This window comes from Levilactobacillus lindianensis (genome assembly GCF_003946095.1).
Lineage (GTDB): Bacteria > Bacillota > Bacilli > Lactobacillales > Lactobacillaceae > Levilactobacillus > Levilactobacillus lindianensis.
This window is the reverse complement of record NZ_RHOD01000006.1, coordinates 1-13,644: the sequence shown is the minus strand read 5'-3', so window position 1 is coordinate 13,644 and position 13,644 is coordinate 1. Positions and strand designations below refer to the sequence as shown.

12 protein-coding genes are annotated in these 13,644 nt (G+C 50.1%); 10 read left to right on the top strand and 2 right to left on the bottom strand.

All coding sequences use genetic code 11. The features are described 5' to 3' along the window. Window positions 1-118 precede the first annotated feature (118 nt). From EKM70_RS03330 to asp1, 5 genes are read left to right on the top strand one after another with little or no spacing between them, the layout of a single operon-like run. Entirely contained in the window at window positions 119-1,513 is a 1,395-nt protein-coding gene (locus EKM70_RS03330; RefSeq protein WP_225416365.1) for a glycosyl transferase family 1, read from the top strand. A 15-nt stretch (window positions 1,514-1,528) separates the two neighbouring features. Further along, the gene (locus EKM70_RS03325; RefSeq protein WP_125545240.1) at window positions 1,529-1,732 is read left to right on the top strand and encodes a hypothetical protein; all 204 of its coding nucleotides are present in this window, start codon (window positions 1,529-1,531) and stop codon (window positions 1,730-1,732) included. Window positions 1,733-1,768: 36 nt separating this feature from the next. Further along, a complete protein-coding gene (locus tag EKM70_RS03320; RefSeq protein ID WP_125545238.1) occupies window positions 1,769-3,283 on the top strand; it encodes a glycosyltransferase in 1,515 nt (504 codons plus the stop codon). A 15-nt stretch (window positions 3,284-3,298) separates the two neighbouring features. Then, complete coding sequence (locus EKM70_RS03315) at window positions 3,299-4,849, top strand: glycosyltransferase family 4 protein (protein ID WP_125545236.1); 1,551 nt, start codon at window positions 3,299-3,301, stop codon at window positions 4,847-4,849. 2 nt (window positions 4,850-4,851) lie between these two features. Next, complete coding sequence (asp1, locus tag EKM70_RS03310) at window positions 4,852-6,351, top strand: accessory Sec system glycosyltransferase Asp1 (protein WP_125545234.1); 1,500 nt, start codon at window positions 4,852-4,854, stop codon at window positions 6,349-6,351. 156 nt (window positions 6,352-6,507) lie between these two features. On the opposite strand, the gene EKM70_RS03305 is transcribed toward asp1, so the two are convergent. Further along, window positions 6,508-7,140 carry a copper homeostasis protein CutC gene (locus tag EKM70_RS03305; RefSeq protein ID WP_164506314.1) on the bottom strand — a complete coding sequence of 211 codons (633 nt, stop codon included), beginning with the start codon at window positions 7,138-7,140 and terminating at the stop codon, window positions 6,508-6,510. Window positions 7,141-7,219: 79 nt separating this feature from the next. Here EKM70_RS03305 and EKM70_RS03300 point away from each other — a divergent pair, with 79 nt between their 5' ends. From EKM70_RS03300 to EKM70_RS03285, 4 genes are all read left to right on the top strand, one after another. Then, on the top strand, window positions 7,220-8,401 hold the full coding sequence (locus tag EKM70_RS03300) for an AI-2E family transporter (protein WP_125545232.1): 1,182 nt from the start codon (window positions 7,220-7,222) through the stop codon (window positions 8,399-8,401). Next, window positions 8,388-9,245, top strand: a complete 858-nt coding sequence (locus EKM70_RS03295; RefSeq protein WP_125545230.1) for a methyltransferase domain-containing protein — start codon at window positions 8,388-8,390, stop codon at window positions 9,243-9,245. Before EKM70_RS03300 ends, EKM70_RS03295 begins: the two co-directional genes overlap by 14 nt. A 359-nt stretch (window positions 9,246-9,604) precedes the next feature. Further along, window positions 9,605-10,117 carry a tRNA (cytidine(34)-2'-O)-methyltransferase gene (locus EKM70_RS03290; RefSeq protein WP_125545228.1) on the top strand — a complete coding sequence of 171 codons (513 nt, stop codon included), beginning with the start codon at window positions 9,605-9,607 and terminating at the stop codon, window positions 10,115-10,117. 23 nt (window positions 10,118-10,140) lie between these two features. Beyond that, window positions 10,141-12,459: an FtsK/SpoIIIE family DNA translocase gene (locus tag EKM70_RS03285; protein ID WP_125545226.1), complete on the top strand. Its 2,319-nt coding sequence runs from the start codon at window positions 10,141-10,143 to the stop codon at window positions 12,457-12,459. 149 nt (window positions 12,460-12,608) lie between these two features. Here the strand turns inward: EKM70_RS03285 and EKM70_RS03280 are convergent, their stop codons facing one another. Next, window positions 12,609-12,731, bottom strand: a complete 123-nt coding sequence (locus EKM70_RS03280) for a DUF4044 domain-containing protein (protein WP_125545224.1) — start codon at window positions 12,729-12,731, stop codon at window positions 12,609-12,611. Window positions 12,732-12,964: 233 nt separating this feature from the next. Between EKM70_RS03280 and EKM70_RS03275 the strand changes: the two genes are divergently transcribed. Continuing rightward, window positions 12,965-13,318 (top strand): DUF3397 family protein, encoded by a 354-nt coding sequence (locus EKM70_RS03275; RefSeq protein WP_125545222.1) that lies wholly within the window; start codon window positions 12,965-12,967, stop codon window positions 13,316-13,318. The last annotated feature ends 326 nt before the right edge of the window (window positions 13,319-13,644 follow it).

The window sequence follows — 13,644 nt, the reverse complement described above, 5'->3', positions numbered from 1 at the left end:
GTCATCCGTGCCGACTCGTTTAAGAAGGCTTGGATTCAGGTTGAACATCGGCTAACCCAAGCGATGTCAGCATCCTGGGTTCGGGTAGAAACCATTCACTCTATTCAGCAAATTAGTCGTGAAAAATTCACGACAGATTTGGCTAGAATCACACGTGCTAATTTCTGGCGGGGGGGGGGTCAGTTTCGATGAAGACTTCCGGACGGCATTGCTAGAAATGGAGATTAATGGTCATGAGTTTTTCGAACCGGCTCAAGACTATAAAGTCGGCAAGACAACGGCAAAAGCAACCGTGAACTATTCAGCAATTACCGAATATCTCATGAAACGTAATGGAAATAACGATGTTGATATTCAATCCGGCGATAGTGTTTGGACCTTTACGACTAGTGGTGTTTTCACGGATGGAAATCGTGTCTGGGGATTAGAAGATAACCACCCACAATTACTGGGCGTTCGCCAGTTGGCTGAACCTAAACAAGAGATTGTGGATTACTTGGGGCTAGGTGAAACCTACCTGAAGAATCAAATCAAGTCTGATGGTCGATTCATTTATGGTTACTTCCCCAGCATCAAACGGGTTTTAAGTAACTATAATAGTGTGCGGCACTTCTCTTCGATTTATGCTTTATTGGAAGCGATTACGTTTACTAAGCGCCATGATGATCTTAAACAAGCCAAGCGTGCTTTAAAATGGGGTCTTGAGCATTTGACGATGGTGAAAGACGATGCCCTGTTTGTTGTCGAACAACCCAAAGAGGGCGAGGCGGAGCTGAAGCTTGGAGCGCAAGCCATGCTAATTCTGGCCTTGTGCAAGTATCAAGAAGTGACTCACGAGACGCAATTTGAGAAACCAGCGCTGCAAGCCTTCAGAGGTATCGAAGCCTTTCGTCAGGCCGATGGTAGATTCAATCATGTGTTACGATCAGACTTGAGCGTCAAGGATGCCTTTCGAATTATCTATTATGAAGGTGAAATTGTCTTTGCCATGTCTCGGTTGTACGCGATGACGCATGAGGAACGCGTGAAGAACTTGATTCAGGAGACCTTGGACTTCATGGTGGCCCACGATTATGGCCGCAATCATGACCACTGGATCGCCTATGCCGTCAACGATGCCTTAGGAATCTTTGGCAACAACCGTGACTATATGGCGATGGGGTTGAAGAATGCTTTTGAGGACTTGGAAAACATTAAGCACAAACTGATGCCTTACCCGACGCGTTTAGAATTACTGACGGCAGCCGTTAAGATGACGGATACCATCCAGGCTACGGGCAATGACGATCTGCTAGCACCCTATGATGTTGCGACACTGCGCTCTGTTTGGCAGTATCGAGCTGAATATGAGCTGTTGACCGGTAGTTTCTTCCCTGAGGTGGCGATGTACTTCTACCATCCAGCCAAATTGGTCGGCGGTTTCTACGCCCGCAACGACCATTTCCGAACGCGGATTGATGATTGTGAACATTTCCTATCCGGATTAATTAGTTACTATGACTATAAGTATTAGAGAGGAGTCACTTGCATGCTAGTTTTAACGAGTATCTTTGCGTACAAGAAGATTCAATTTTTCCTACGGCTATCCATCTATTTTGTTTTAGGAATCGTTGTCTTGGTTTTCCGGTCCATACATAAGCGGAAGACCCGTAAGCGGATGGACGAGCGCACGGAATACATGATGAAACACACGGAGAAAAATGATGAAGGTAAGTATCCCTGGGAAGAGTAACGGGAATAATTAGTCGAAAAGAATGAGGTGGCAGTCGTGTATTACTTTATTAATGAATACATCTTGCAAAAGAATTCGAGTGTGGAACATACCGCAATGAACCGGGTGAAACTCTTTAACCATTATCAAGAACCCGCCAAGATTGTGACGAAGATTTACGATCGGTTGTTACACCGGACGTTGACAACGTTTGGCATTGCCGACAATGAAGTTGTCAACATGTTTGACTTCTTCCAACAGGCGACGGCGGTGCCAACGACGGTTGTGCGAACCGATGACTTACGCCTGCCAGTAGAAACCGAAGTGGTTGTGGGGGCTAACTTCAGTCAAGTACTCAATGGTGATGACAATCTCGGACGCGTTGGATTCATCCCGGGAACCATTGGCCGGGTCTTCTATCATGAACATGCGGATAATCAGGGGAACCTGATTGAAACGGACCTGTGGGACTGGCGGGGATTCCGTTCGGCCACACAATACTTTGGGCAGAATGGAAAATTAGTTCTGGAACGGTATTACACGCCGACTGGTCAAACCGCAATTGAAATTTATAGCGTTCCCGACACTAACGGGAATCCGCTGGTCTCGCGGGTTATTTTGAAGGACTATCAAGGCCAGGGTGACCGGTTCTTCCAGAATCAGGATGACTTATTTGAATTCTTCTTGGCAGAACTTAGCAAGCAGGATGCCGGAACGACGACCTTCATCAGTGATCGACCAGGTACCGGAGTTCGGCCGCTTCTCAATCTGGATGATGGCTCACGGAAGTATATTTACCTGCCAATTAATCATGCCGTCTCACCTGATGATCCGATCCATGGTGACCTGGATGGCTTCTTGAAGCCGGCCTTTGAGCACTTCCGGCACTTCGATGGCTTTATCACAGGGACGGCCCAACAGGCCGAACACTTGCGGACCCGTTTCCCTGAAGCTAATGTAACTGATCTGCCGGCGGTTACGATGGCGCCACTTGCTAAGGATGGTCGTGATGAGATTGCACCGACCGATCGTCGAGTCAACAGCTTGCTATATGTTGGCCGGATTGCCCAAGACAAGCAGATAGAGCAGTTGCTACGGATGTTTGCCTTAGTTCAGGATCGGGTTCCTGGCGCGACATTTGACCTCTACGGTTACGGGGATCATGAGTACCAAAAGAAGATGGTTGATCTGGTTAGCGAACGCCATCTGGAACACAATGTGACCTTTAAGGACTACGATCCACAACTATCACAGAAGTACGATACTTACCAAGTTCTGGTGAACATGTCGATCGCAGACGGAGGGCCTATGGGAATGTTTGAAGCCATGAGTCACGGCATTCCAGTGGTCAGTTACCCATTCAATTATGGGCCAAGAGACCTCATTACAGACGGGGACAATGGCTATCTGATTGATCGCGGGAACTCACTGGCAATGGCTGAGCACGTGGTGGACCTCTTCAGCAATCCGCAGAAGCTACAGGTTATGAGCCATGCGGCTTATCAGACCGCTAATGCAACCTGGACCCAGCGTCGAGTCTGGAACCGTTGGCAACGTTTCTTACAGGCATAGAAGGGAGGACGCCTCATGTATTATTTCTTAAATGACAACATGCAATACTCAAAATCAGGGATTGAACACGCGGAAATTAATCGGCTCCATCTCTTCCATAAGAACGGCATCCCAGCAAAAATTGTGACGCGAATCTTCTCAATGGAACTGACCAATATTCTGGCACAGGCCGGTATTCCACGAGAAAACTTCGTGAACTTATTTGAATTCTTCTGTGGGAGTGAAGAGGTGGCTGGTAAGCCACTGACTCTCAATGATTTTTCATTACCACGTAACACGACCAGTACGCGAAAAGACAATCAGATCCAGGTGTTCACGCAGGGGAAGATGTTAATGATTATCTACCTACGTAAGGATACCGAGGATGAGATTAGTAATATTCAGTACTTTGACGTGAACGGCCGGACCCTCAAGATGGTTTGGTGGGACACGCGTGGTTTCAAGTGTTTGGAACAGCTCTTTGATTGGGACGGCAAGATCGTCCAGGAGCAGTACTTCGGTCCAGATGGTCTAGTGCATATCGAAAAATGTCATCTGATCGACCACGCGGGTAAGGAACATCTGTCGTGGCGGGTTCTGAATTATGGTGACGGCAGTAGCCGGACCTTCAATGGGATGAACGGGTTGACCCGGTTCTTCTACGACGAATTGAATGCCAATGGGGAAACCAATGTCTATATCTGTGACCGGACCGTGGAATGTGACTGGGCACTCTTTAACATGCAGACCCCAGCCTTCAAGGTCTTACACCTGCATAATGACCATGTCGCGGATCCAACCGATATGATTCATTCGCCACTCAATAACAACTATCAAAATGCCTTGATGAACTGGCACAAGTGGGATGCTGTGATTTCAGCAACGCCAGAACAGTCCCAAGACGTGGCTGATCGTTTTGGCACTGACATTCCGGCATTTACGATTCCCGTTGGCTATGTGACCGATGAACAGGTAGCTGCACCACAGGAGCCATTTAGCAAACGCCAGAAGCACCTCGTGGTTCATGTGGCTCGTTTGGCTCCCGAAAAGCAACAAAATCATTCGATTCAAGCCTTCGCTCAAGTTCACCAGAAGTTCCCGGATGCGCGCCTTGAGTTGTGGGGGTATGCCAACGGAGATGTCGAGAAGAAGTTCAAGCAGCAGGTAGCCGACAGTGGGCTAAGTGATGTCATCTCCTTCAAGGGCTACACCCACGACATTGCGGCAGTCTATGACCGTGCTCAGCTGGGATTATTACCGAGTCGGGCGGAAGGATTCTCCTTGATGTTACTGGAAGCACAGTCACATGGGGTTCCCATGATTGCCAACGATGTGAAGTATGGCCCGAGCGATATCATTGCTAATGGCGAGAGTGGTTTGTTAACGACTGATGGTGACGTTCAGGGCTTGGCTGACGACATGATTGCCTTACTGGGTGACCAAGATCGTTTGGCAGCCTTCAGTGCGGCAGCTTATCAGAACGCGCAACGGTATTCGGAAGATGCGGTCTTTGCTAAGTGGCAAGTTCTGTTAGACTACTTTGATCGCCAGACGCAGGCCCAACGCGCCGTGGCTGAGGAGGCCTAATCATGAATTATTTTGTGGCGGTGTATTTTAATGCCAAACTAACAGGGATTGAGCAAGGCCAGGTTAACCGTCTGAAGCTTTTTAAGGCGGCCAATCTTCCCGCCAAGTGTGTCTATACCCGATACAATCCGGGTATTCATGCCAATGCCGAACGTTTCGGTATTGGTCCCGATTGTTTCAGCCTTTACGACTACTTTCAAGATACGGTGAGTGTGCCAGTCAAGGCCATTGACTGGTGTAAATATTGGGAAGAAACCTGCCATTTTCGGTTACAAGAGGTGGCTTCGGCTCCCGACATTCGGATTTTTACCACCGAAGGACGATTCCTAATGTACGCCCACTTCCGCGATGAGTCATTGAAACAGTTGGTTTACCTGAACTACTTCGATGCCAAGCGCATGAAGGTTAAGCGAGAACACTACGACAGTCGTGGCTTTCTGAGTCGGGTGAGCTATCTGCATGACAATCAGAAGGTTCAAAACGAAGTGTACCTGGATACTGCAGGACACGTCAAAATAGAAAAGTATTATACCAATAATCCCGGCGAACCGAAGTTGCATCAGATTATTCTGAATGATTATCGTGGTCAACAGTGGTTCTTTGACACGGAACGCGAGCTACAAACGTTCTTCTTTAACGAACTCTATCAGGCCGGCGACGTGTACTTCAGCGATAAGAACGGTCCACTGGCGCCGGCATTTGGGGCCACACGACCGGATGTGACGGTGTGTGCAGTCTTCCACAGTACCCACGCTCGGGATCAAGCCAACGTGATTGAAGGGCCTCTGAAAAATACCTATCGTTACGTCTTGGATCATCCGGAACAGTTTGACCGCATCGTGGTTTCGACCAGCCTACAGCGGACGGATCTGATGGAACGCTTCCCAAATCTGCCACCAGTCGTGGTGATTCCAGTTGGTTATACCACGAAACAACGGGTCAATTTGCGTAAGAAAAAGCCCCACCGGATCATTGGTGTGGCGCGGTTATCACCAGAAAAACAGGTCATGGAACAGGTTCAAGTGGTGGGACGGTTGGTCGATGAATTTCCGGACATTGAGTTACACCTCTTTGGTTTCGGCAGTCGGGTCGAAGAACAACGTCTGCGGGACTATGTGACCGAGCACCAGTTGACCGATCACGTCTTCTTCCGCGGCTATCTTCCGGACCTTACGGCGGAATACGAGCAGGCTTCACTAGAAATGGTGACGAGTGTCGAAGAGGGGTTCTCGTTGACTACCCTGGAAGCATTGAGTTTCGGCGTACCAGTCATCAGCTATGACATTCGGTATGGACCTAATGAAATGGTGGTCGACGGTGAGAATGGAAATCTCGTCGAACGAAACAACCAGGATCTGCTTTATTGGAAGGTTCGTGATTACTTAAAGGATCCTAAACTCCAGCGTCGCTACATGAAAAACAGTCTAAAACGTGCCAATGACTATTCGGCAACGGCTACCCGTCAGAAGTGGCAAGCCTTGCTGGCCGATCTGGCGGAGTAAGTAGACTGTGGGCAGTGAACAGTTGGGATGATTGGGAGTTAGTGAACGTCGATGAAAATGCGGTTTCGTCGGCCAACACGAATTGCCAAGGGGTTCACTAGAAAAAGGCCCTTCACGTCAATCGATGACATGAAGGGCCTTTCGTATGGTCAAAAGTTAGTTGAGAACGTCCGTCCCAAAGAAAAAGTTAGCGCCGAGTTCCTTGGCCACGGGTTCAATCTCCTGTGCGGTCAGGCCGCTAGGAACCAGGGTCAGGTTGACGGAGTCTAGGAGACGCTTGGAGGCAGTCCAGTCGGCTAACCGGTCCTCACTAGCATTTCCAGTGCTCAAAACGTAGTCAAAGCCTTGGGTGCTGAGCCAGTCAACGGCAGTTCCCCGGTCTTGGGGCCGGATGTCGTCGAAGGCGGTGCTGAAGGTGATGGTCATGCCACCAGCCGCGGCGATTAGAAGGCTGAGGGCCTCGACATCTAGGGTTTGTTGTGTGGTCAAAGCCCCAAAGATTGCCCCGTCGACTCCTAATTGCTGAGCCTCAAGTAAGTCGGCCTCCATCATCTTGATTTCGACGTCGTTGTAGGGGCTGTGGCCCCCTCTAGGGGCGATGAGGACGTCTAAGGTAACTTGGTGTTCGTGGGCGTAACGAACGGCCTCACCCATGACCCCCTTGCTAATGGTGGTGCCACCAACGGCGAGGTTGTCGGCGAGGGCAATGCGCTTAGCACCGGCCTCAATGGCGTTGGGTAGATCCGCATAGTTTTCCAGTAATGGTTCGATAATTCGCAAATGTCTCATTCCTTTCTCTCCGCAAGAGTCGTCACCGGTCTATGGGGTATGGTACAATATACCCACTATATTAACGGAAGTGAAGCCCTTGAAGACAGAGTCTCAAAAAAATCGGTCGTGGTTCTGGAACTGGGTGGTTAACAACCGCCTGGTATCAGGATTAACAATCACGCTCCTCATTTTACTCATTTTGTTAGTGTTAAGTAAAGTCCCATGGCTCGCGACGCCGCTTGTTTTGGTCTGGCAGATCGTGGGATTACCCGTCATCATTGCAGGGGTGGGGTTCTATCTCTTGAATCCGGTGGTCGATCGCCTCGAAAAGCGGGGGATCGGGCGTACCTGGACGATTACCGGTCTCTTTGTGATTGTCGCGGCACTGTTGGTCTGGGGGATTGGAAGCCTCATTCCCATGGTTCAGAAACAATTGACAACCCTGGTGACGGAGTGGCCACACTACTGGCAAGAGGTCACGAGAACCGCCTCTCTGTGGCTCGAGGACGATCGGTTGAGCGGCCTGAAGTCGCAACTCGACCAATTCAATCAGCAGCTCTCAGATAGCTCCTCCACGGCAGCCTCTAGTTTGGCCAAGACGACCTTCTCCTCGGTAGGAAGCATTGTCAGCCGAGTGGCTTCGGTGGTGGTGGCGATTGTCACCGCACCGTTCATCCTATTTTATCTCCTGCGCGATGGCCATCAATTACCCGATCATTTAGTCAAGATACTGCCAATTAAGTATCGGGACACGACCAAACATTTACTGGTCGAAATGAATCGACAGGTCAGTAACTATGTTCGTGGACAGTTAATCGTTGCTTTCTTTGTTGCTGTCTTGTTCTACGTTGGTTTTCTAATCGTTGGCTTGAAGTTTGCCCTGTTACTGGGGATTTTAGCCGGGGTTTTGAACCTGGTACCGTATCTCGGATCGTTTCTAGCGATGATACCGGCCGTTGTGGTGGCAGCCTTTATGTCACCTTGGATGTTGGTGAAGGTCCTGATTGTCTTCGTGGTGGAACAGACCGTCGAAGGCCGCTTCATCTCACCACTGGTATTGGGCAGCTCCCTCAAGATTCACCCGCTCACGATCATCTTTATCCTGTTATTAGCCGGGAAGGCGTTTGGTGTGTTGGGTGTGGTCCTAGGAATTCCGGGCTATGCGGTTATCCGAGTGGTTGCCACAGAAGGCTTCCACTGGTATCAAAATTTTGCGGGCGGTTACGTTGAAGTCCCGCCAGTTACGGAAAAGGAAGCAAATTCAAATGAAGAAAATTGATGAGGCGGCGGCCTTTCTAACCGCCAACACGGGGCTCTTTCGTTGTCCAGTCTGTCTGACCCCATATGATGCGGTGGTTGGTCACAGCCTCGTGTGTCCCAACGGGCATAGCGTGGATCTTTCCAAAAAGGGGACGTTGTATTTCATGCAGCGTTCGGTGGCCAGTGAATATGACAACGACATGTTAGCTGCCCGGCGCCGTCTGTTGCAGGCGGGTCTATTTGCGGGAATTACCCAAGAGTTCGCGGCCAACATGCCAGCTAACCCCCAGACGATCTTGGATGTCGGTTGTGGTGAGGGAACGCCATTGGCAGATGTCTTGGCGCAACGCGATCAACGAGACACCGCGATTGGTTTCGACCTCTCAAAGGCGGGAATCAATCTGGGGACACAACTAGCAAGTTCGGCGTTCTTCTGCGTTGCCGATCTGGCCAAGATGCCCTTTAGCGACGGGGCCTTTACCACCATCCTTGACCTGTTCTCACCCTCGGCCTATCAGGAATTCAATCGGGTGTTAGCTCCCGGTGGTCAGCTTCTTAAGGTGATTCCGAATGCGGATTACCTGATCGAATTGCGGCACAGCATCTTTCCAGCTGGGAGTGCCCACGCCACTTACGATAATGGGAAGGTCTTGCGACTCTTCGAACAACATTATCCTAATGCCACAACGAAACGGATTCGCTACCAGTTCCCGGTATCTTCGGCATTGTTCAGTGATTTAACCGTCATGACACCTATGCATTGGGGAGCCACACCGGAACGGCTGGCTGCCATTCAGGCCGAACCGTTTGACAACATTACGGTCGATGTCACCTTGCTGATCGCCCAAAAAGCCGCGGAATAATGGGCATTATGCGCAGAGCAGGGCACTTGCGCGGCTCACAACACGGTGTTATATTGAATATGAGAAATCGTTTGGCAGTCGACATCAGCGAATAGCTGTTGGTGGCTGACAAGGTGCACTTCACTAAAGCAGCCCCTCGCCGTTTCAACACCGAGGAACTGCTTTTTTATGTGACAGGGGATGGTAGGTGCGTTGCCTCGGTGAAAAAAGGCGGACTTGACCAGTGGCTTTGACCACTAAAATAGTCGCGATGGTCCCTTGTCAAAGCGCGTCAGACGTGACTATAATAATGAGACGGTGCGGGGAATTTGCCCGCAAATCGGAAGACAGACTTAACCAGCAGAACGGAGAAGAGAGTTATGACGAATCACATTGCCTTATTCGAACCATTGTTTCCGGCTAATACAGGAAACATCGCCCGGACCTGTGCGGGAACCGATACCATTTTAGATTTAATCAAGCCTTTGGGTTTTTCCGTAGACGATGCGCACCTGAAGCGTGCCGGCCTCGACTACTGGGATAAGGTGGATGTTCGCTATCACGAAAATCTACCAGCTTTTATGGATTCTATTTCAGATCTATCCCAGCTCTACTTAGTCTCAAAATTTGCGGATCAGGACTACACCGATCCGGACTACCAGCTTAATGACAACGACCACTACTTCCTCTTTGGGAAGGAGACAACGGGGTTGCCGGAACCTTTCATGCGGAAAAACATGGAGAAGTGCATTCGGATTCCACAAGACGATAGCCATATTCGGGCGTTGAACTTGTCGAACTCGGCGGCCATCGTTATTTACGAAGTTCTGCGTCAGCAGAGCTTTCCAGGATTAGAGCGGGTACACCAATACCCCCATGATAAACTGAAGTAACTTGATTGAAAGGAGGCCGTTCTTTGGCGACCAAACGAAAAACAACGCGTCGTAAGACCACGAAACGGCGTCCAGCTAAGCGTCGGCGAACGAGTCACCAACCGTTTCCGTATACCAGTAATGTGATCGGCTTGGTGCTGATTGCCTTGGTGGCCCTGGGATTATTTCATCTGGGACTTCTGGGAACGCTGTGTGCGAATTTAGTTCGCTTGTTTCTAGGGGATAGCTATCAATTTGGATTGGTGGTTATCGGAGCCTTAGGCGCGGCGTTACTTGTCACCGGGACCTGGCCTCGGCTAGCGCGCCATTACTTGGTCGGCGGTGGCTTAATTTATGCTGGCTGGCTACTGTGGATCACGGCGACCCACTTTGTCACAGCCAATCAACATGCGCAATTTATTCCAACCATCTGGCATGCGGGTCTGGCCGATCTATTCACGGGTGGTCTAACCAGCCAACTGGGTGGTGGGGTCATTGGGGCCCTAGAACTCAGTATTGTGGCCTGGTTGATCGCCCTGGTGGGGGCACAGGTTGCTGCCTGGATCATCATGGCGGGTGGGGTTGTTGTGTTCTTTCAGATTCCTTTCGCCGACCTGCAACGCTGGATCAAGACCGTCTGGGGCGTGTTGTCCCGGGGGATGCACGCCAGTGGTCAAGCTCTGAGACGCGGTGGTGAAGCGGCTAAACAAAAGCATCAGGCGCGTTCGCGTAAGCCACAGCCGGCGGCGATTGCCGATCCCGAGAAAAAGGATTTTCCCGAACCTAAGCCCCAACCTAAGGATGGCGAACCTAGCTATCACATCACGGTGGCTAATGAGCGGCCGACAGCGAAGCCCAAGCCAGCACCGGTTGAGGAGGAGCCAACACCTGAGGCGGATCCCGATTTAACTAGTGGAACGCCGGTCGATCCAAACTATCAATTACCTACTTCTGAGCTGTTAAAGCAGGTTCCACCGACCGATCAGACGGATGAGGTTAATGCCATTGATGCCAATACCAAGATTTTGAAACAGACACTGGATAGTTTTGGTGTCGATGCTGAGGTTAAGAATGTCAGCCTGGGGCCATCGGTGACGGAATATGAACTTCATCCCGCTATCGGGGTCAAGGTGTCGCGCATTGTTAATCTAGCCGATGACCTCGCCTTGGCGCTAGCGGCTAAGGGTATCCGGATTCAGGCACCCATTCCAGGAAAGTCGTTGATTGGCATTGAAGTGCCTAATAAGGAAGTCTCAACCGTTGCCTTTCGGGACGTGGTTGAGGCGCAACCCGCGCATCCGAATAAGCCCCTAGAAGTGCCATTAGGGCGGAATGTTACGGGTGAAGTGGTCACCATGGACCTCACAAAGATGCCGCACTTGCTGATCGCCGGGGCGACCGGGAGTGGGAAGTCCGTGGCCATCAACGGGATTATTACCAGTATGCTGATGAATGCCCGGCCCGACCAAGTGAAGCTGATGTTGATTGATCCCAAGAAGGTTGAACTCAGCGTTTACAATGGGATTCCACATCTATTGACACCGGTGGTTTCGGAGCCTAAGAAGGCGGCCCGGGCGTTACACAAGGTGGTAGCCGAAATGGAACGACGCTATGAGCTGTTCTCTCAATTTGGGCAACGGAAGATTTCCGGGTACAATGCCTTCGTCCGCAAGGCCAATGCCCAAGACGATCAGGCCCGGCCAACGTTGCCGTATATCGTGGTCGTCGTGGATGAATTGGCTGATTTGATGATGACGGTTTCTAACGAAGTTGAAGATGCGATTATTCGCCTCGCTCAGATGGGACGAGCGGCCGGGGTCCACATGATCTTGGCTACCCAACGGCCATCTGTCGATGTTATCACTGGTTTGATTAAGGCCAACGTCCCGTCTCGGATTGCCTTTGCGGTTTCCAGTGGGATTGATTCGCGGACGATTCTCGATACCAACGGTGCTGAAAAGCTGCTGGGTCGCGGGGACATGCTTTATCAACCCGTCGATGCCAATTCACCCGTGCGTGTTCAGGGGGCCTTTATCCCGGATGAGGACGTGGCGAATGTCGTGGACTTTATCAAACAGCAGCAGACGGCGGATTACGATGAAGATATGATGGTTACCGATGAGGAACTCAAGCAGGAGGAGGCTGGCGACAGCGATGACGACCTGTTTGATGATGCCTTAGCCTTTGTAGTGGACCAACAGAAGGCCAGTACATCGCTGCTACAGCGGCGGTTCCGGATTGGCTATAATCGTGCCGCTCGGATCATGGATGACCTGGAGCAACGCGGGTATATTGGCCCTCAGGAGGGGAGTAAGCCCCGCCAGGTGTACAAGCAACCCGATAAGACGGATCCTAACGAATAGAATTTAAAATGCCATCACAGGCAATCTGGTTAATTCCGATTGCTGGTGATGGCATTTTTAAGTTGCAGCCAGTTTGTTTGTTAAGTGAGTTTGCTAGATGCCGGCAAAAAAAAGCGCCACCCTACGAACGAAGGTAGCGACAGATATGATTAGCCCATCCAACCGAGGGATGCAATTGCCCCGAAGACTAAGGAGCCGATAGTTGCGATAATCATGATCCAAACGAAGACATTGGTAATTTTTTGAAATGTTGATTTCTTTTTCTTTTCCATGCGCGAATAGCCACCTCTTTGCGTCCCAATTTACTCAATTAGTTTACCGTGGGTGGGGGTGAAATGCAACAGTCGCGGCAAAGTTGTCAACGACTTGTTATAAAAGTGAATTGCAACTGGTGATGGAAATCCCTATAATATAACGAAGAGTCGCCGGTACTTGTCCGTTCAGAGACTGTCTGAAGCGCTAGGCAATCGGCGGGATTAGAACAGAAGTTGTGGGGGGAAGTAGAATGTCGTTTTGGTCATCGCCAGCCGGGAAACTGGCCATACTGGCAATTGGCTACATCATAATTCGTGGGGTGAAGGGGTTGCTCAGACAGCGTTGGCCAACCGGATTGAGTGTCTGGGACCTCATGGCCCCCTTATTCTTGGTCTGCGCGTTGGCCCTCATCCCGCATGGGGCGGGGCTGGTCTTACCCTGGCTGGTGATTGGTTGGATGGCAATTGGTATCCTGGTGACCATCATTCAGGCGGTTCAGGACCACGAGATCCTCTATCCCACTTTTTTCAAGACTTTCTGGCGGTTGACCGACTTATATTGGTTGCTAGGGTTTACGGTTTGCTTCCTGTTGGCCATCAGCTAATTTTATGCATGACGAATTTACAATTGAAGTGCAACGCTAATTAGAACATAAAAGAAGACTCATAGCCTGAGCCCTTGTAAAATGGAATCACCACAACACCATTACAAGGAGGACTCAGACTATGAGCCTGTATCATCATCTTACCTTAAAAGAACGAGAAATCATACTGACAGGTTTAACTTGGCAAATTCTATAATTAATCCGAACAGAAATTAAAAAGCCCAAAGCAATCACTTACAATGGTAGTAGCTAATTCCAACCAATATAGGGAGTGATTACTTTGGGTACATCTACTTTATCACGTTTTCAACGTGGCGCACTAGCAC